This is a genomic window from Bacillus sp. FJAT-45350, assembly GCF_002335805.1.
Classification (GTDB): Bacteria; Bacillota; Bacilli; order Bacillales; family NISU01; genus FJAT-45350.
In genome coordinates this window covers 2,519,443-2,537,111 of the sequence record NZ_NISU01000001.1, presented here as the reverse complement: position 1 = coordinate 2,537,111, position 17,669 = coordinate 2,519,443, and the positions used below count along the sequence as shown (strand labels likewise).

General features: G+C 34.7%; 21 protein-coding genes and 1 pseudogene. 16 read left to right on the top strand and 6 right to left on the bottom strand.

The window, feature by feature from the left end:
- Positions 1–34 precede the first annotated feature (34 nt).
- The 3 genes from CD003_RS12825 (at position 35) to CD003_RS12815 (ending at position 2,764) form a co-directional block, all read left to right on the top strand.
- On the top strand, positions 35–1,174 hold the full coding sequence (locus CD003_RS12825) for a DUF445 domain-containing protein (RefSeq protein ID WP_096201496.1): 1,140 nt from the start codon (positions 35–37) through the stop codon (positions 1,172–1,174).
- A 130-nt stretch (positions 1,175–1,304) separates the two neighbouring features.
- Positions 1,305–1,652: a YlbF family regulator gene (locus CD003_RS12820; RefSeq protein ID WP_096201495.1), complete on the top strand. Its 348-nt coding sequence runs from the start codon at positions 1,305–1,307 to the stop codon at positions 1,650–1,652.
- Between the two features lie 269 nt (positions 1,653–1,921).
- On the top strand, positions 1,922–2,764 hold the full coding sequence (locus CD003_RS12815) for a Cof-type HAD-IIB family hydrolase (RefSeq protein WP_096201494.1): 843 nt from the start codon (positions 1,922–1,924) through the stop codon (positions 2,762–2,764).
- Between the two features lie 38 nt (positions 2,765–2,802).
- Here CD003_RS12815 and CD003_RS12810 read toward each other — a convergent pair whose 3' ends face one another.
- A complete protein-coding gene (locus CD003_RS12810) occupies positions 2,803–2,985 on the bottom strand; it encodes a YhzD family protein (RefSeq protein ID WP_096201493.1) in 183 nt (60 codons plus the stop codon).
- Positions 2,986–3,182: 197 nt separating this feature from the next.
- Here CD003_RS12810 and CD003_RS12805 point away from each other — a divergent pair, with 197 nt between their 5' ends.
- The 9 genes from CD003_RS12805 to CD003_RS12765 all read left to right on the top strand — a co-directional run bounded on the left by CD003_RS12805 (position 3,183) and on the right by CD003_RS12765 (position 12,895).
- Positions 3,183–3,458, top strand: a complete 276-nt coding sequence (locus CD003_RS12805) for a hypothetical protein (protein WP_096201492.1) — start codon at positions 3,183–3,185, stop codon at positions 3,456–3,458.
- A 53-nt stretch (positions 3,459–3,511) separates the two neighbouring features.
- Positions 3,512–4,222 carry a membrane protein insertase YidC gene (yidC, locus tag CD003_RS12800; RefSeq protein ID WP_096202346.1) on the top strand — a complete coding sequence of 237 codons (711 nt, stop codon included), beginning with the start codon at positions 3,512–3,514 and terminating at the stop codon, positions 4,220–4,222.
- Between the two features lie 174 nt (positions 4,223–4,396).
- Positions 4,397–4,783, top strand: a complete 387-nt coding sequence (locus CD003_RS12795; RefSeq protein ID WP_096201491.1) for a hypothetical protein — start codon at positions 4,397–4,399, stop codon at positions 4,781–4,783.
- A gap of 179 nt (positions 4,784–4,962) precedes the next feature.
- Entirely contained in the window at positions 4,963–6,186 is a 1,224-nt protein-coding gene (locus CD003_RS12790) for a metallophosphoesterase family protein (RefSeq protein ID WP_096201490.1), read from the top strand.
- The gene (locus CD003_RS12785) at positions 6,183–9,164 is read left to right on the top strand and encodes an ATP-binding protein (protein ID WP_096201489.1); all 2,982 of its coding nucleotides are present in this window, start codon (positions 6,183–6,185) and stop codon (positions 9,162–9,164) included. The genes CD003_RS12790 and CD003_RS12785 overlap by 4 nt, the downstream gene beginning before the upstream one ends.
- Positions 9,165–9,206: 42 nt before the next feature.
- The gene (locus CD003_RS12780; protein WP_096201488.1) at positions 9,207–9,890 is read left to right on the top strand and encodes a response regulator transcription factor; all 684 of its coding nucleotides are present in this window, start codon (positions 9,207–9,209) and stop codon (positions 9,888–9,890) included.
- A complete protein-coding gene (locus tag CD003_RS12775; protein WP_096201487.1) occupies positions 9,887–11,245 on the top strand; it encodes a sensor histidine kinase in 1,359 nt (452 codons plus the stop codon). Before CD003_RS12780 ends, CD003_RS12775 begins: the two co-directional genes overlap by 4 nt.
- Before the next feature lie 205 nt (positions 11,246–11,450).
- Positions 11,451–12,410 (top strand): 3'-5' exoribonuclease YhaM, encoded by a 960-nt coding sequence (gene yhaM / locus CD003_RS12770; protein ID WP_096201486.1) that lies wholly within the window; start codon positions 11,451–11,453, stop codon positions 12,408–12,410.
- Positions 12,411–12,616: 206 nt separating this feature from the next.
- Positions 12,617–12,895, top strand: a complete 279-nt coding sequence (locus tag CD003_RS12765; RefSeq protein WP_257008310.1) for a sporulation YhaL family protein — start codon at positions 12,617–12,619, stop codon at positions 12,893–12,895.
- Positions 12,896–13,138: 243 nt separating this feature from the next.
- Here CD003_RS12765 and CD003_RS12760 read toward each other — a convergent pair whose 3' ends face one another.
- Positions 13,139–13,975 (bottom strand): peptidylprolyl isomerase, encoded by an 837-nt coding sequence (locus CD003_RS12760; protein WP_179295542.1) that lies wholly within the window; start codon positions 13,973–13,975, stop codon positions 13,139–13,141.
- A 236-nt stretch (positions 13,976–14,211) separates the two neighbouring features.
- Between CD003_RS12760 and CD003_RS12755 the strand changes: the two are divergent.
- Positions 14,212–14,280: pseudogene (locus CD003_RS12755) on the top strand (YjcZ family sporulation protein); the annotation flags it as partial.
- 80 nt (positions 14,281–14,360) lie between these two features.
- Positions 14,361–14,447, top strand: coding sequence for a YjcZ family sporulation protein (locus CD003_RS12750; protein ID WP_096201483.1), 87 nt, complete (start codon positions 14,361–14,363; stop codon positions 14,445–14,447).
- Positions 14,448–14,550: 103 nt separating this feature from the next.
- Here the strand turns inward: CD003_RS12750 and CD003_RS12745 are convergent, their stop codons facing one another.
- A complete protein-coding gene (locus CD003_RS12745) occupies positions 14,551–14,730 on the bottom strand; it encodes a hypothetical protein (RefSeq protein ID WP_096201482.1) in 180 nt (59 codons plus the stop codon).
- A 158-nt stretch (positions 14,731–14,888) separates the two neighbouring features.
- Between CD003_RS12745 and CD003_RS12740 the strand changes: the two genes are divergently transcribed.
- Positions 14,889–15,464, top strand: a complete 576-nt coding sequence (locus CD003_RS12740; protein WP_179295541.1) for a YpmS family protein — start codon at positions 14,889–14,891, stop codon at positions 15,462–15,464.
- A 44-nt stretch (positions 15,465–15,508) separates the two neighbouring features.
- Here CD003_RS12740 and CD003_RS12735 read toward each other — a convergent pair whose 3' ends face one another.
- Positions 15,509–16,090, bottom strand: a complete 582-nt coding sequence (locus CD003_RS12735) for a DUF3267 domain-containing protein (RefSeq protein WP_179295540.1) — start codon at positions 16,088–16,090, stop codon at positions 15,509–15,511.
- Positions 16,091–16,248: 158 nt separating this feature from the next.
- Here CD003_RS12735 and CD003_RS12730 point away from each other — a divergent pair, with 158 nt between their 5' ends.
- Entirely contained in the window at positions 16,249–16,602 is a 354-nt protein-coding gene (locus CD003_RS12730) for a DUF1878 family protein (protein ID WP_096201479.1), read from the top strand.
- Positions 16,603–16,623: 21 nt separating this feature from the next.
- On the opposite strand, the gene CD003_RS12725 is transcribed toward CD003_RS12730, so the two are convergent.
- Positions 16,624–17,199: an HTH-type transcriptional regulator Hpr gene (locus CD003_RS12725; RefSeq protein ID WP_096201478.1), complete on the bottom strand. Its 576-nt coding sequence runs from the start codon at positions 17,197–17,199 to the stop codon at positions 16,624–16,626.
- Positions 17,200–17,305: 106 nt separating this feature from the next.
- A complete protein-coding gene (locus tag CD003_RS12720; RefSeq protein ID WP_096201477.1) occupies positions 17,306–17,650 on the bottom strand; it encodes a YtxH domain-containing protein in 345 nt (114 codons plus the stop codon).
- Positions 17,651–17,669: the final 19 nt, after the last annotated feature.

The following is a 17,669-nucleotide window of genomic DNA, read 5'->3' as shown; positions in this document are numbered from 1 at the left end:
TGAAGATAAGAACGATAAAGGAGGAATGAACAAAATGAGCACTTTATTTTTACTTTTAATGATGATAATAATTGGGGCTATAATTGGTGGTATGACGAACTCACTAGCCATTCGTATGCTGTTTCGCCCGTACAAGCCCATATATTTTGGAAAATGGCGTGTGCCTTTTACTCCAGGTTTAATCCCTAAGCGTCGTGGGGAGTTGGCTGAGCAATTAGGCCATATGGTAATGAAGCATTTATTAACCCCAGAAGGTATTCAGAAAAAGTTAAAGAATGCGTCCTTTGTAAAGGAAATGACGTCTTTTGCAGAAAAAGAAACGTTGCAGTTTCTTAGAAGTGAGAAGACAATCAACGAATTAGCAAACGAACATTTATCAATTGATAATGTAAGAGTAATGTTAGAGGAAAAGACAGACTCTCTAATCGATGAAAAATATGACGAAATTCTTGCTAAGTTACAAGGAAAGAAAGTGGGAGAGGTCGTTCCAGATAAATGGCAGATTAAAATAGAAGGCTTTATTCCTACGCTAGCAGATATGGTTTTAATTAAGGGGAGAGACTTTTTTGAAAGTCGCGAAGGAAAAGAAAAGCTAAGCGATATGATTGACCGATTTTTGTACGGAAAAGGCACACTAGGAAACATGATCTCAATGTTTTTAGGTAATGAACGATTAGTGGATAAGGTTCAGCCTGAAATCATTAAATTCCTCCAAGATAAGGGTGCTAATGACTTACTCGAAAAGCTTCTAACTAAAGAGTGGATTAATTTAAAGGACAAAGACATTCATGTATTTTTAAAGAAACTAGAAAAAGAAGATGTTGTTCAGCCATTAACTCGTGTAATAAAAGAAGAGCTTCCGTTGTTTCAACTACTAGACAAGCCATTATCAGCTTGGACAGGTCATTATGAATCAAAGATTACTCAACAGTGGCTCCCTAAAATTATTGAAATGATTGGGGAAGGTCTATCAGTTCGTGTTGAACCAATGCTACGTAAAATTGGCTTAGATGAAGTGGTAAAAGAACAGGTAGAGACTTTTTCTGTTGAAAGGTTGGAGGAAATGGTTCTTTCCATATCACGAAGAGAATTTAAAATGATTACTTACTTAGGAGCCCTACTTGGTGGAGCGATAGGGTTTGTTCAAGGAATTATCGTGTTACTTATGGCATAAATGTCTATAAATATTATCTTTGGTTAGACTGACTGAAGTAGAATTATACATAAAATAACACCATATTAGCTGAATTTCATGTCGAAACATGTTATAGTCGGTAAGATTAAAATTGTTAGGAGGACATTTAATGTCAAATTTGAATGAAAAGGCACGTGAGTTAGGAAACGTACTTAAGGAAAGCGCTGAATTTACACAGTTAAAACAACTTCATGAAGAAGTGAATAATGATGAGGTTGCAAACCGTATGCTTGAAAACTTCCGTAACCTTCAAATTGAGCTTCAACAAAAGCAAATGCAAGGAGTTCAAATTACAGAAGAGGAAGCAATCCAAGCTCAACAACAATTCGAACTTGTGCAACAACATGAAACGATTTCGAAATTAATGGAAGCAGAGCAACGTTTAAGTGAGATTATCGGTGACTTAAACCGTATCATTACTGAACCATTAGAAGAATTATACGGAAAAGCTGAATAATATCTAGAAGAATCTCCACTATCAATCGGTAGTGGAGATTTTTTTAGTATTGGGATTCTTATTAGTGCAAGTGAATAGTGATTTAGTTCTAATCAAGACATGTTACTCATAGGCTTTACTATAAACGAGTGCTACTGGTAGAAGTTGTTTTAGTCATAGCTAATGACAAAACAAGTCATTCCAAAGTGCCGAAAACCGTCAAAATGAAAGTGAATGAAAACTATACTTACTGGTTGAAAACGACGGAGAAATTGAAAAGGGGGATCATTTTGACTTATCGTCTACTTGCATTAAACATTGATGGAACATTATTAAAGGATAATTCTCGTCTAAGTCGACAAACGAAGGATGCAATTGAATATGTAAAGAAAAAAGGTGTATATGTAACACTTGCAACAGAGCAGTCCTTTCCTGCTGCAAAAAAAATTGCCAAAGCACTGAAGTTAGATGGGCACCTTATCACTCTTGATGGTGCATATGTTTCAAATGATTTAGAGGATCCATTATTTGAGCGTCGATTAAATGAAGATAAGGCTTTTCATATAGTTGAAATCCTTGAAAGTTACCATTGTCATATTCGATTATTGAATGAAAGCTATTCAGTTGGAAATAAAGTGAAACAAAAGAATCAATTGATTGCTAAAATGACTATTGGCATCGGCGACCCATTATTTTATCCAGTCACGTTTGTTGATTCTTTATGTGATTACATGCTTGAAAACCCTAGTAGTCCACCGAAGATTCAAGTGAAATTTTTTGAAGAGAAAGAGAAAGAGCTTGCATTAAAAGAATTACAAGAGATGGTTCCTGATATCAAGCTAATTGACTCAAAGGATGGACGTATAGATATTGTCCAAGATGGAGTTTCAAAGGCTAGAGGCTTACAAGTGTTGGGGAACAAGTTAGGAATTTCATTAAATGAAATGGTTGCAATAGGTTCTCGTGTAAATGATATTGAGATGATCACTCAAGTGGGACTAGGTGTAAGTATGGGGAATGCCCCTAAGGAAGTAAGGGATGTAGCAGATTGGGTTACTCGCTCTAATAATCAGAATGGTGTTTCTTATATGGTGAGAGAAGTATTTAGAAAGCAATTACGAATAGAGTCATAGAAAAAACGCCCTAGAGGCGTTTTTTCTATGACTCTGTATTATCTGTGAAACAAGAGAAGTTTACCGGCACTAGTTAGTCTACTCGTGTGTTCCTGTAAATTTTCTTCAGTAAGGCGCTTTTCAGCTATTTGCTTTGCTTCATCGTCTGTAGATGCCTGAAAATTTTCTCCTAAAAGCTTTTCACCATCAGATGAAAATACAGTTAAAAAGTAGTCTTTCATAATCTTCACCTCGAAAATATTATTTTATAAAGACGGTTGTAATAAGGGGGATCATATTGCTAACTTAAAAATAGTGTAAAAACAATTTCAGTATAATTCAAGTAAAATGTTCTGAAAAGTATAACTTTTTATTGTTTTGTATCAATCGAAAGTTGTGGTACAATCCATACAAAGTAGTTAGAAGGGAGGCGATGAGTGTGTTTGAATTGTATTTTGAGTTTCCGGTTATCTGGATGATAATAGGTATGTTATTTCTATATGTAGTTGCGAGTATGACAGGTAAGATGTTATATGACCATTGTAATTACAATAGATTTCTTAATGAAAAGAAACGTATGCCTACTATAGTTCGTTTAACTGAGCTCCCACTCATTGCTAATCGCTTTACGTATTTACAAAGAAAAATCCCATCAAAATCTGACAAGAGTCATAGTGATGATGAAGAAGGGTCCCTTTTGTATTATTTCAATTGATATAATACAAAGGAGGAATATTCTTGAAATTAAATAGACAGTTATTATTTTTTATGGTCCTTATAGGGGGATTAGTGCTATCAGGTTGTCAAAATGCACAGCCGATTACAGCAGAAAGTGAAGGAATTTGGAATCACTTTTTTGTTTATCCATTGTCATGGTTGATTATTTTTATGGCTGAACAGATGAATGGTAGCTATGGTCTAGCGATTATTATTGTAACGATCCTAATAAGGCTTATTTTGTTGCCACTAATGCTTCAGCAAAATAAAAATACAAAAGCAATGCGTACGCTTCAACCAGAAATGGAAGCAATTAAGAAACGCTATGCTACTAAAGACCAAAAATCCCAACAAAAGCTTCAACAAGAAATGTTAGAGCTTTATAAAACTAACGGGGTCAATCCTGTTGGTGGATGCTTGCCTATTTTCATTCAGTTACCAATAATGATGGCTTTTTATTATGCAATAATGAGAACAGAAGAAATAGCCTTGCATACATTTCTCTGGTTTGACCTTGGTAACCCAGATCCACTTTTTATCTTACCAGTGGTGGCAGCAAGTACAACATATTTGCAAACTAAAATGACGATGAGTACCTTACCAGATAATATGAAAATTACAATGTATATTATGCCTATTATGATATTAGTAGCTGCAGTTGCAATGCCATCAGCTCTTTCATTATATTGGGTCATTGGTAACTTATTTATGGTAATCCAATCATATTTTGTCTACTATCGTAAAGACATTGTAAATGGTTAATTATTAATTAGAAACTTATAAAAAAATATTAGAATTTTTGTGTCTCGGTTGGATATTATCCATCCGAGACTTTTTAAATGTAAATTATTAATATCACCGAGTAATAATTAACTAGTAACCATTCGCCTATGGTATGAATATGATGCCTAAGAATAGTTATTAGGAGGGCTTATTATGCATCATAAAGATTATATGAAATCAATGTGTCAGCAGTATTTACATCAGCCTGTTATGGCTCAAACCTTAGATAATCAAACTATTCAAGGGTATATTGAGTATGTTGATGATGAAAATGTATATCTAATGGTTCCTGAAGACACTCAAGATTATCGTTCAGCTGATGAACGACAGTTCTTTGGACCGGGATATGGACCAGGTTTCGGTGCTGGTTATGGAGGATTTTATGGACCAAGACCAGGCTTTGGATTTGGTGGATTCCCAGGATATGGTTACGGTCCTTATCCCTATCCTTATCCAAGACCACGTCCAGGTGGCTTTCGTCGATTGGCACTACCATTAGCAGCATTAGGAACGCTAGCAGTATTACCATTTGTACTTTAATGAGTGTATGTGAGGTTGTCTTAAAGGGGTTCGATCCTCTTAAGCAACCTCATTTTATGTATAACGGCTATATTGTGAGAAATGAAACAGTAAAAAACAATATAGAAAAACTGATTTAAGAACGTTTGTTTGTTATCTTTTGTTATAATACTAGAAAGAGATGGGAAGGAAGTGAGTAGATGAAATCAATTAAATTTATACATACAGCAGATTTACATTTAGATAGCCCTTTTAAAGGATTACGTTATTTGCCAGATAGAATACATAGCCAGGTCCAAGAAAGTACCTTTGAATCTTTTACGAGAATTGTTAGTTATGCTATTAAAGAAAAAGTAGACTTTGTTTTAATAGCAGGAGATATTTATGATGGACAGGACAGAAGCTTGAAAGCTCAGGCTAGATTTAAAAAGGAGCTAGTTCGTTTAGAACGAGAGAATATAAAGGTGTATATTATTCATGGTAACCATGATCACCTATCGGGAAATTGGGTTCCTATAGAGTGGCCTAGTAATGTCGTGTTTTTCTCGGACGATGTAGAGTGTAAAAGATTTGAGAAGGATAATGGGGCAATTGTTCACATCTATGGATTTAGTTATCCGACAAGGGAAGTGTTAGAGAGACGAGTAAAACAATACGAAAAGGTAGATGAGGCTGATTTTCATATAGGCATGCTTCACGGTCAGGCAGAAGGTAATACTGAGCATGCCTCATATGCCCCTTTTACTGTAAAAGAACTAGTAGAAAAAGGTTTTAATTATTGGGCGTTAGGTCATATCCATCAGTTTCAGAAATTGTCGTCTTCTATACTTTACCCGGGAAATATTCAAGGTCGAAACAAGAAAGAAATTGGTGACAAAGGTTGTATCCTTGCTGAATTAACTTCATACGATTTAAAGACAACCTTTTTTCCCACAGCAAAGATTATTTGGGATGAAATAGAAGTCGATCTTTCTAACTTGAATTCATTGCAAGAGTTAATGAACACAGCTGAAGAGAAAAAAGAAGAACAGAGAAGAAACGATAATGGAAAAATAATTATAATAAAATATTTTGGTAGAAATAGAATTCATCTTCCTCAAAAAGATGAACTCTTGGAAATTTTAAATGATGGAGAAGAATATCGACGGGATTTTGTATGGGTAGTTGACATTGAAAATAAGTCTGTAACAGATTGGAATAGAGAGAAGCTTAGGCAAGAGGAACATGTTACAGGAGATATAGTTAATCTTGTAGATAGATATAAAGAAGACAAGGCTTTTCATGAAGAGGTTTGTAAAGAAATTATGAGTCATTCTAAAGGAAAACGTTTTTTTGAGAAGTTTACTAGTGAAGATGAACAAAAGATTATTGAGGAGGCTGAAGATTTAATATTGAGTACTTTAGTTAAGGAGTGGGAGGAATGAGAATTATTTCTCTACATATCTATGGTTATGGTCGATTAGAAGATGTTTACATAGATAATTTATCACCTTCGTTACAAGTTTTTTATGGAGAGAATGAGGCAGGAAAATCAACAATTATGGCATTTATTCAAAGTGTATTATTTGGTTTTCCAACTAAGCAACAAAAGGAGCTTAGATATGAACCGAAATTTTCTTCAGCCTATGGTGGAAAAGTTACCTTGCAAAATGAGAAATATGGAATTGTTTCAATTGAACGTGTAAAAGGTAAAGCCACTGGTAATGTAAGAGTGGAATTTGAGGATGGTACAAGCGGTGGAGAAGAAGTATTAGTATCATTATTTGCTGGAATGGATCGTAGTGTCTTCCGAGGGGTTTTTTCTTTTGGTGTGAATGATTTGCAAGGAGTAGAGCAATTTCGTTCAGCTCAACTAGGAGAATTTATTTATGGTGCGAGTATGACGGGGAGAGCTACAATGAAAGTATTAGAGAAGACATTAGAAAAGAAGCAAGCAGATTTATTTAAAGCACAGGGTAAGAAGCCTCTAATGAACCAAAGAATTAGTGAGCTTGAAAAAATCGAGAGTAACATCTTACAATGGCAAAATAAAAATAGCCAATACGAGGAGTTACATAGTCAGAAAAGTAAAATCGAGTTGGAGCACGAATCTACGGCTACGAATAAGACACATAAGAAGAAGTTGCTAAGGGAGTGGGAGAAGGTTCAATTGCTTGAACCTACATTAAAAAAGAAGAAAATACTACTAGAGCAGTTTAATCATTTACCTGATAGGAAATTTCCAGAAGATGGCGTTAAGAAGCTTGAAGTAATTCAAGGTACATTGAAAGGATTAGAAGAAAGAAAAATTGAGTGGAAAACAAAAGAGAAGAATATGAATCTTCAACTAAAAAATCTTCCAACTTCATATTTGCTGATAGAGAAAGAAGATAGTATTTCTGAATTGGATAAAAATATAAACGTATATACAGGCTGGAAAGAAGAAGTAACACGATTAACTCATGAGATACAAGGTATCGATGAAGAAATTGAACTTTTATTAGAAACACTTGGTACTCCTTGGACAGTTGAAATGGTAGCTGAAGGAAACACAAGTATTTCTGCTAAAGAGCAAGTGAAAGAGATTCTCATATGGCAAGAACAGCTTTTACAAAAAAAATCATATTTAGGTAATGAATTAGAAAAAAAGCGTTTAATCTTGGAAGAGGCAGAAGCAAGAAGAAAAGATTTACATCTGTCACTGTTAGATAACGAAGAAAGAGTACAACTAGAAAAACGTCTAGTTGTAGAGAAAGAACAGTCTGTTGCTAATAGAGGAGTACTTGAGAATAGTCTAAAAAAGTTACAATTTGAGTTTGCTGTCTTAGAACAAAAACAATCTCCACTTATTTATCTTTTATTTATTTGGGTAGTATTTTCCTTAACTTGGGGCATTTATCGACAAGACTGGCTGCTTCCAACTTTATTTTTTATTGTTGGTTTAATTGTTTTCTTTATAAGTAAAAAAACTAACAAAAAAACGTTAATCAAAGGGCTTAAAGAGAAGATAAAGAGAACGGAAGAAGAGTTAAGATATTTACAAGATAGAGATGATGAAGACGATTGGTTACAAGTGGAGAATATATTAAAACGCGATGATAAGCTAAAGCAAGAGTTAGAATTACAGCATATGCGTGTAGAGCAAGAAGAAAAAGGGTATTTAAGCATCGTAGAACAGATCGATCAAGTAGAAAGTGAAATTATGCAAGTGGAGGATATGTACTTAAGTTGGAAAAATCGTTATAAATTTGCTATTGTAGATAGTTATCATTCAGTATTAGAAATTATCTCGATCGTTGATAAAGGGAAGCAATTAATTAGACATCAACAAAATCTACAAAAGCAAGTGAAAGAAGTGAATGAAAGAATTTACCAGTTTGAAAATAAAGTGAAAACTTTATGTGCTGATGTGAATTTTGAAGCTGACCAGCCAGTGATATTTCTTGTAAATCAACTTACAGATAAATTAAATGAAGAAAAGATAATATGGCAAAGGAAACAGTCTCTCGAAGATCAACTCGCGGAGATTTCAAATGAACAAGAGCTTTTAAGCCAAAAAATGAATTATTATTATGAAGAAAAGGAGAAACTTTTTGCCTTAATATCTGCAAAGGATGAAGATGAGTTTCGTGCGATAGGGAAAGCTGTACTCGATAGAGAAATTGTACAACAGGAATTATCATTAGTGGAAAGCCAACTAGTTGTATCTATTACTAGCAAAGAAGAATTACATAAAGTGGAGGACTTGATAAATCAAGGACACGATACAAAGCTTCAAATTCAAGATATAGAGTCTAACATTAAAGAACTAGAAGTAAAAGAAGATAAATTAATAAATCAACTTGCTGAGATTGAGCACGAAATGAAACAGCTTGAAGAGGGACAAAGTTATTCCGAATTATTGCAAACATTTGAGATTGAGAAGCATCATTTAAAGGAACAGGCAAGAGAATGGGCAGTATACCGAGCAGCTAGCCTATTATTAAAAAAGGCAAAAGAAATATATGAAAATGAACGACAACCATTAGTCCTTCAAAAGGCGACAAACTATTTTTCAGAGCTGACGAATAGGGAATATATAAAAGTATTTGCCCCTGCGGGTGAGGAAACATTTATAGTTGAGAGGAAGGATGGAGTTCGCTTTTTTCCAGAAGAGTTGAGCCAGGGTACTTCCGAGCAACTGTACTTATCCATTCGCTTTGCTTTAGCTACGGTTTATCGCTCGCCTTCACCATATCCTATTATTATGGATGATATATTAGTCAACTTTGATGATGCACGTAAAGAGACTGCGGTGAAACTAATGGCATCTATTTCAGAAAAACATCAGATATTATTTTTTACATGTCATGCTCATATTGTTGATTTATTTAAACAATTTTGTGTCAAAGACATTGTAACATTGCGTTTAACTACCAAATAGTTTTTATAATAGATGTAGAAAATTTTTTTAGGAGGAAATCATATGAGTGAATACCTCATTTATTTAGTTGAGGATGAAGAAAATTTATCTCAAGTATTAAAGGCTTATCTGGAAAAAGAGAAATGGAAAGTTCAAACATTCAATGATGGTGATGAGGCAATGAAAATGGTAAGTGAAAAGCCTCATCTTTGGATTCTAGATATTATGCTTCCTGGGACAGATGGGTACCAGTTGCTAAAGGAAATTAAGAATTTTGATGATACACCAGTTATTTTCATTTCAGCTCGTGATCAAGACTTGGATAGAGTATTAGGTCTTGAAATGGGGAGTGATGACTATTTAGCGAAACCATTTCTCCCTCAGGAACTAGTTATTCGTGCGAAGAGGTTATTATCTAGAGTTTATGGTACGAATCAAGGTGGTCAAAGGAAAATAGAGCTTAATGGGTATGTTATTGACCCTGTTGCTCGAACAATTGTTGATAAAACTAGTAATAGTGAGCAACCGATTGATTTAACAACGAAAGAAATGGATTTAATTCTATTACTGACAGCAGAAGTTGGTAAGGCGTTATCAAGAGAAAAGATAATAGAACATGTATGGGGAGAAAATTATTACGGTTCAGAAAGAGCAGTCGATGATGTTGTGAGGAGAGTCCGTAAGAAAATGGAGCGAATTCATCTTGAAACTTTATATGGTTATGGGTATAGGATTCTCTCTTCATGATTCGCGTTAATTTAACACAACGTATTTGGCTTTCTTTTATCTCGTTAATTGTTTTAGTAGGACTTTCAATCGTCCTTATCTATCCGATTTCTATTAAAGGAACACTCACAGAGGAAACGTATCGAATTATTGAACAAGAGCAGGCAAGATTTGCGAATCCCTATAGTGATTATTTCAATCCACCGACATCTGAGCTTGATTTTATTGAGCGGCGAGAGGCTGAACGTTCAGTAGGCCATTTATTTTTACTAAATCAATATGGGACATTACGTGGCGATCCTGTGCCTAATGAAGTTGTTCAGGAAATGGGTGAGAACGCATTTAAACAGCAAACGAGAAGAGGGCGTTACGAGCTAACCTACGGTGGAGCGACACTGTTTTACGTTATTTCTAAAGTTCAAACATCGAATGAAGAAGCCTATCAAATTTCCTACATGTGGGATACATATAGAGACCAGATGGTTAATCGCATGTGGGAAAGGCTTGTTTATATTATGATTGTAACGAGTGCATTAAGTTTAATTCCAGCTCTTTGGTTAAAGGGCTACTTACGTCAGCCCCTTATTATACTAGGGAATCATTTCGAGCAAATTTCAAAAAGGAATTGGCAGGAACCGTTTAAATGGAAAGGTGACGAAGATTTCCAAAAGCTATCTGACCAATTTGAGATGATGAGACAAAACTTAATGAGATATGACCGAGCGCAGAAAACCTTTATTCAACATGCTTCACATGAACTTAAAACGCCAATTATGATCATAAAAAGCTACGCTCAATCAGTAAAAGATGGGATTCTTCCGAAAGAGAATATCGAACAAACAATGGATGTAATTATGGAGGAAGCACAGAGAATGGAGCGTCGTGTAAAGGACATGATTTACTTTACGAAACTAGATTCTCTATCTGAAGTAAAGCCTAAAGTAGATGAGGTCATTTTTGGTTCGGTTGCATTTCAATTAGAAGAGCGCTTTCGTGTACAGAGAGAAGATGTAACATTTATGATTGAGGGTGCGGACGTGCGTTTTTGGGGAGATTCTGAACAAATCCAAGTGTTACTAGAAAATTTTATTGAAAATGCACTAAGATATGCAAAAGATAAAATATGGATTAGAGCGATTGTTGAAGATGATGAGGTCATTCTTACTGTTGAAAATAATGGGGAAAAAATAGATGAGGAAGATATGTCTGTTCTTTTTGTTCCATTCCATAAAGGCAACAAAGGTCAATTTGGCTTAGGGCTAGCAATTGTAAAAAGAATTGCAGAGCTTCATTTTGGTACACCTTATGTTGAGAATACCGATAGAGGAGTTTCATTTGGCGTAAAAATGCCTGTTGATGTGAGGAAAAATACTTGAGTAAAACAAGTTAGTTGTCTCAGGAGGTTAATATCACCTTTTTGAGACAAACTCTTTTGTTCTTGGACAGTAAAGAAAAAGAGAGAAAAGTTAGTGATAGCAGTTTTATAGAATTGTAAGTTTTCATCCACTTTAACAGATTCAAATGGACAAATCTATGCTATACTTTTGTTAAAATATACGGTGAAAAATCGGGGTGTACCAAATGAGTAAAGGAATAAACTACTTTCAGGTTGGTGAGCGGGTCGAACGTTATCTTCTTATCAAAACTGCTACAAAGGGCTTAGCAAGTAATGGGAAGCCTTTTTTGACATTAGTTTTAGCTGATAATACTGGTGAGATTGAATCTAAGCTCTGGGGGTGTTCTCCTGAGGATGAAGCTACGTTTGTGAATATGTCTATTGTTCATATAGGTGGGGATGTTATTGAATATAGAGGTCGACATCAATTAAAGATTTCTAGTATTCGCCCAACGACGGCAATGGATAATGTTAAGATGGCTGATTTCATTCGTTCAGCTCCAATTGACCCAGAAGAAATGCTAAGTAGGATTACGCAATATATCTTTGAGATGAAAAATGCAAATATACAACGAATTACAAGGCATTTACTGAAAAAGCACCAAAATGCGTTTATTGAATCCCCCGCAGCTACGAAAAATCACCATGAATTCGTCTCGGGACTTGCTTATCATGTAGTATGCATGTTGGATTTAGCTAGAGCTATTGCTACTTTATATCCTAGTCTTGATACAGATTTATTGTATTCAGGGGTTATCCTTCATGATTTAGGTAAGGTACGAGAGCTTTCAGGGCCAGTTGATACTACATATACGTTAGAAGGTAAATTACTAGGACATATTTCAATTATGGTTAATGAGATAGGAGAAGCAGCAAAAGAACTTGATATTACAGGTGAAGAGATTTTAATACTTCAACATCTTGTCCTTAGTCACCATTCCAAAGGCGAATGGGGAAGCCCAAAACCACCTCTTATTAGAGAAGCTGAAATTTTGCATATGATTGATAATGTAGATGCAAAAATGAATATGATGGATAGAGCTTTAGAAGGAGTAATGCCAGGGGAGTTTTCTGAACGAGTGATGGCATTAGAAAATCGCTCCATGTACAAACCTAGCTTCCATGAAAAACCACTAGATTTATGAGTGGAATTATGAGTTCTGAGGTATGAATTATGAATTTAAAAAAAAGTAAGCCAAGGGCTTGCTTTTTTTGTTTTTATAAGGAGATTAGAATTCATAGTTTTTGGAATTTAATTAAAAACTCATAACTCAGAATTTAATCATTTTGTTCATATCCCGAAGTAGACAAGCATAGGCTTAAGTATAGCTATTAGGGTGAGGTGTAGATAATGAATAAGCCAAAAAAAGGACATGCTTTAATTTTAGGTATCATAGCGTTATTATTAATTGTTGTTTCAACTAGAGAAAGTGCAGTTGTTAGTTCTATACTTGCAGCACCATTTTGGGTTCATGTGACGATAGTTGGTATCGTCTTAAGTGGATATTTAGCATTAAGGTATTCTGTTGAAGACCGTAAAATGGAGCAAAAATGGATTGAGCAAGAAGGAGAAGTATTCATTAGACGTATGGAAGAAGAAAAGGAAAGAAAGAATTTGCCTCAAGGTTAATTGTATATTGAACGTAACTAAAGAAGCCTCCGATATGTATGAGGCCGCTGAAAAAGTGTGATTTTCACTTTTTCAGCGGCCTTTAAGTAATGCGCGAAGCCGTTGCCTCTTTTCAAAAGCGCGCTATGAGTGGTTTTTTCATAGCAAGCGTGCAACGTGCGGAGCCATTACCACTTCTCGAATCGTCTAGATTGGACTTTTTCAGTGGGCTCGATATGTATCGGAGGCTTCTTTAGTATTTTATTAGAATAAATTTTGGAATGCAGGGTCTTTTACATCGATATTCGCTTGTTCAAATAGTTCTTGAATTACTTCTTCAATTGGACGTGCTTGATCTTGAATGATTTCAGCACGTTGAGCTTCAGGTAACTCATCAACTGAAACGTCTTTTTCAGTAACTTTTATAATGTGGTATCCGAATTGAGATTCTACTGGTTCACTAATTTCGCCTTCCTCAAGAGTGAATGCTACTTCTTCAAATTCTGGAACCATTTTTCCTCTTGTGAAATAGCTTAAATCTCCACCTTGAGCAGCTGAACCAGGGTCTGTAGAATATTCTTCAGCTAATGAAGCAAAGTCTTCTCCAGCTTCAAGCTTTTCAAGTACTTCTGCTACTGTTTCTTCATCTTCTACAAGGATATGACTTGCTCTTACGACTTCAACCTCGGATACGTCTACTCCTTCATTAGCAAGCTCTTGTAGGACTAATTGTGGCTTCACATATTGCTCACGGAACTCTTCAATTGACGATACAGGAAGTTGGAAAGTACCTTGTAATAGCTCAAGTAATTCACTATCTTCTGTTATACCGAAATCTTCTTTGATAGAGTTCAATTCAGCATCTACAGCGTCTTCGCCAATATTTAATGCTTCTGCCTCTTGTTGTAATAAGTGACGTTGTACTATTTCACGAAGGATAAGCTCACCGTGTCTTTCTTTTAACTCTGCAACAAATTCTGACTCAGTAATCACTTGGTTGTTTACTTCAACTATTGTTTTATCTTCAGCAGCATTGCCATTACATCCAGCGAGTGCAATTACCCCTGCTAAACTAAGTGTTAATAATAATTTTTTCTTCATGCTTGTCCACTCCTCAATCTTCTTGTTATCAATGTACATTTTACACAATCTTTACTATATCACATTTATATATGATTTGGAAAAAACTTTGAAAGTCCCTCTAGAGCAAGGGTTTTGTAGGGTTAAAATCAATAAGTTAGTTAAAATAGGTTATCAGCCTAGTACGTATTAGCCAGGTTTGCATAGGATGAAGTAACAACGAAATGAGGGGGTGTAAGAAAATGACTACTCCTTACTATGGTGGTTTCGCGTTAATCGTTGTGTTGTTTATCTTATTAATCATCGTTGGTGCTGCATGGTGCTAAGGTGAAGAAACGTGATATGAGCTTAATGTTTATATCAGCCATTAGTAAAATAACAAACTAATTTATAGGAGGTAATATTCATGAGCCACGCTTACACTGGAGGATTTGCGTTAATCGTTGTGTTGTTTATCTTGTTAATTATCATTGGTGCGTCTTGGACGTATTAATTATCAATAGAAAAAAGGATGAAGTGCTTGACACTTCATCCTTTTTTCCATTCTATATACAAGTAAAATGTTAGTTAAAAGTGGGACATGAGTCTGTTCATTTTTATGTAAAAAGAATCTTTACATAAGTTGATGTTAATAAAATAGTCATTAACACATTGATTGTCCGAAACACTTTTGGCTGCCGCTCTTCAGGAATTTCTTTTTGTAAACAGAGAGCATTAGTCATAGAATTAATGATAAATAAAAAAAATAAAGCAAACATCATATAAAAGAAAAGCATTCGTCTGCCTCCAATTCATCTTCACTTAAAATAACTTTATCAAAAGTTGGCTAAAAAAGATAGGAGAATTACTTATAAATTTAAAATGACGAATTGGAAATATTCGTAGTATGATAAGAATAGCTAGGAATGCTCTTAAATTGAAGAGGAGGGTAATTGTGATTAAAAAAATAAATAGTCCTTGGAAGCTCGCATTTTTTTCATTAGTTGCTTTCTTATTTATCGTAATATTACTTTCCCTTTCACTATTGACTCGGATTTTTCCGGCTATAGAAGATAAGCCATTTCATGTTGAACATGGAAGCCTAGAAGAAGGTCATTTTACGATTACGACAACAAGAGAGAATCTCAACAGAGTCATTGCTTCAAAGGTAAATGAAAGTCCATATTCTGTTCAGTTAACGGAATCCAGTGTTTTATTCCAAAGTAATATATCCGTTCTTGGGAGGTCTATCCCTATAGAAATGCGTTTGTTACCAGAAGTAGTTGAGGGAGGTAATATTGTACTAAAGGTAGACTCATTGTCAGTGGCGGTCTTTCAATTGCCTAGTGATCAAATTCTACAATTAATAGACAACCATGGGACTTTGCCTGAATGGGTACAAATTTATCCAGTAGAGCAACTAGTTTATGTGGATATGGGTGAAGTAGGTAAAGCTCAAGGTCTTGCCTTTCAGTTTATTGAATTTGATTTGCAAACAGATCAATTTGAACTTGAAATGAGTATTCGTTAAATGAAAGTGTCAGGACAGTCTAAAATATGAAAAAGGAGAGGGAATTATACAGATTCTCTCTCTCCTTCAGTAAAGATAACATTTGTACGATTGACTAAGATATGAAATCCTTCAGGAAAATCTTCTATGAAAGAATTTCTTGGAGCCCTAAATAAATGGGAAACATACACAAAATCATATACGCTAATACCCATGTTAATCGATGAGATGATTACAAAATAATGCATATGCTCAGGTGAAAGGTATGCGCCGATTGCACAAAGTAAAGTTATAATGATTACAGGAAACAAAAGTGTGATAATAGATACATTCCTTGATAAAGGAGAAGGAATATAACAATGGATCATACCAGATAAAGTTGAATGTTTCTTTTGAAAGGATAAGTAAGCTTTCTTTCCTAACATCCATACAGGGATACAGTGTAATGCTTTATGTATCGGTAAAATGAATAGTAATCCAATAATCAAAGGTAAGATGCCATATTCTGTTACTGTTTGTGTTGGAAACAGTGTACTAAAAAACAAGTAAAGAAGTAAGAATGAAAAAATAATCGCGGATACTGAAAATAGATTTATACGTAACACGCCATATTCCCGTGTTATGTTGATTGTTTTTAAGCAATTCAAAACAATAGGCACCTCCAAACTAATATGACTTGACTAATTTACGACGTTTTACATAATAAATCAATAGTTTCGACAAAAAAAATTAAAGATTAATTACATGTCGAATTGTAAATTTAACTAGTGGAAGATAATGTTTCACAAGAAGAAGGTGAGTAGACGTGGAATCGTTGGACGCACAAGTAAGAAGATTAGGGTTTTATCAAACTCTATTATTAGATATGGTGGACACATCGAAGTTTCCTTTTTATCAGTTAGTGATTAGAAATGGTGTAACTGAGGAAGAAATGAAGGAATTGTTTATCTTATGTAATGAATTAAATGAACTATTAGAGGAGCAAAGGGAGTTAGGCTACGTGCGACATACTTCACTCCTCGTTCATTTTGTCGGGATGCTTACAATAAAGCTTAAACCAAAAGCTGTTATTGAAGCAATGCAACAACAGTCACTGTACGGTTCATTAATGGATGTGTTACTTAAGGCATTGATAGAACATAATATAGAAGAAAGCTGAACGAGTACTCATGTATAGTGATTAGCTCATTTCAGCTTCTTTTTTCTTTGGCTTCAAAGGCCCTTCATCGTCAGTAAACTCTTCATCAAACTTTTCCAAAGACTTTTCAAAAATAGTCATAAAATCTTGCCCGTATATATGGCGAACAATACTCATTAATTCCGAAAATTCTGGGAATTTACCGTATAAGTCTTTGATAGGAAGTGCACCACTGTACACACTATAACTGCTTGGATTATAGTCTTCGAGTGTCTTTAGTAATAACTCTTTTCCTTCATCTGTTAGGTAAATATACGTATTACGTTTATCATTTTCTCGTTTAGAAAATGTAAGGTACCCTCTTTCCTCGAGCTTTTTTGAGAAGTTGAATGCAGTTGATACATGCATCACGCCAAATTTAGCAATATCAGAAATAGAAGCTCCCTCTAGTTGGTAAGCAATAACAAGGATATGATGTTCATTAATATTTAGATCATATGGTTTAATCCATGCTTGCCAATCCTTTTCTACAGACTTCCATAAAGCTTTACTTAACTGAGCAACTTTGTGACTGAACAAAAGCGACTGTTTTGTGGAGTAAGGCAGGTTGTTGTCCATAGTTCTCCCCCAATAATCTTTTAAATTTTTTTCTTTTTATTTTGACAATAAAGTAATTCGAAATAAAGAGAAAACACTATATTGTCAAAAAAATCTACACTTTAATTTATCTCTTGCGTGAATCCTCTATTGTATCTTGTAGCTCTGAGATATTATTTTTTAATTGTTTAAGGTTTGGTTCAACCTCTTGTTTCCATTCATCAACAGAAGCCTTTAGTTCTTGTGAAACAGTTTTAATTGATGAAGAACTTATTTTTGCAGTTTCTTCTGCTTGTTTTTTTAAGAAAAGTGTTTGCTGTTTTGCATTTTCAAAATTTACTACAAGTTTTTTATAACCATCTTTACAACAAGCTTGTAGTTTTTTCCCTGATGAAGGTGTTGTAAGTAATGCACAAATAGTTCCGATAGCTCCACCGGCAATTATCCCATACATCAATGATCTCTTAGACATACTATCGCCTCCTTATCTA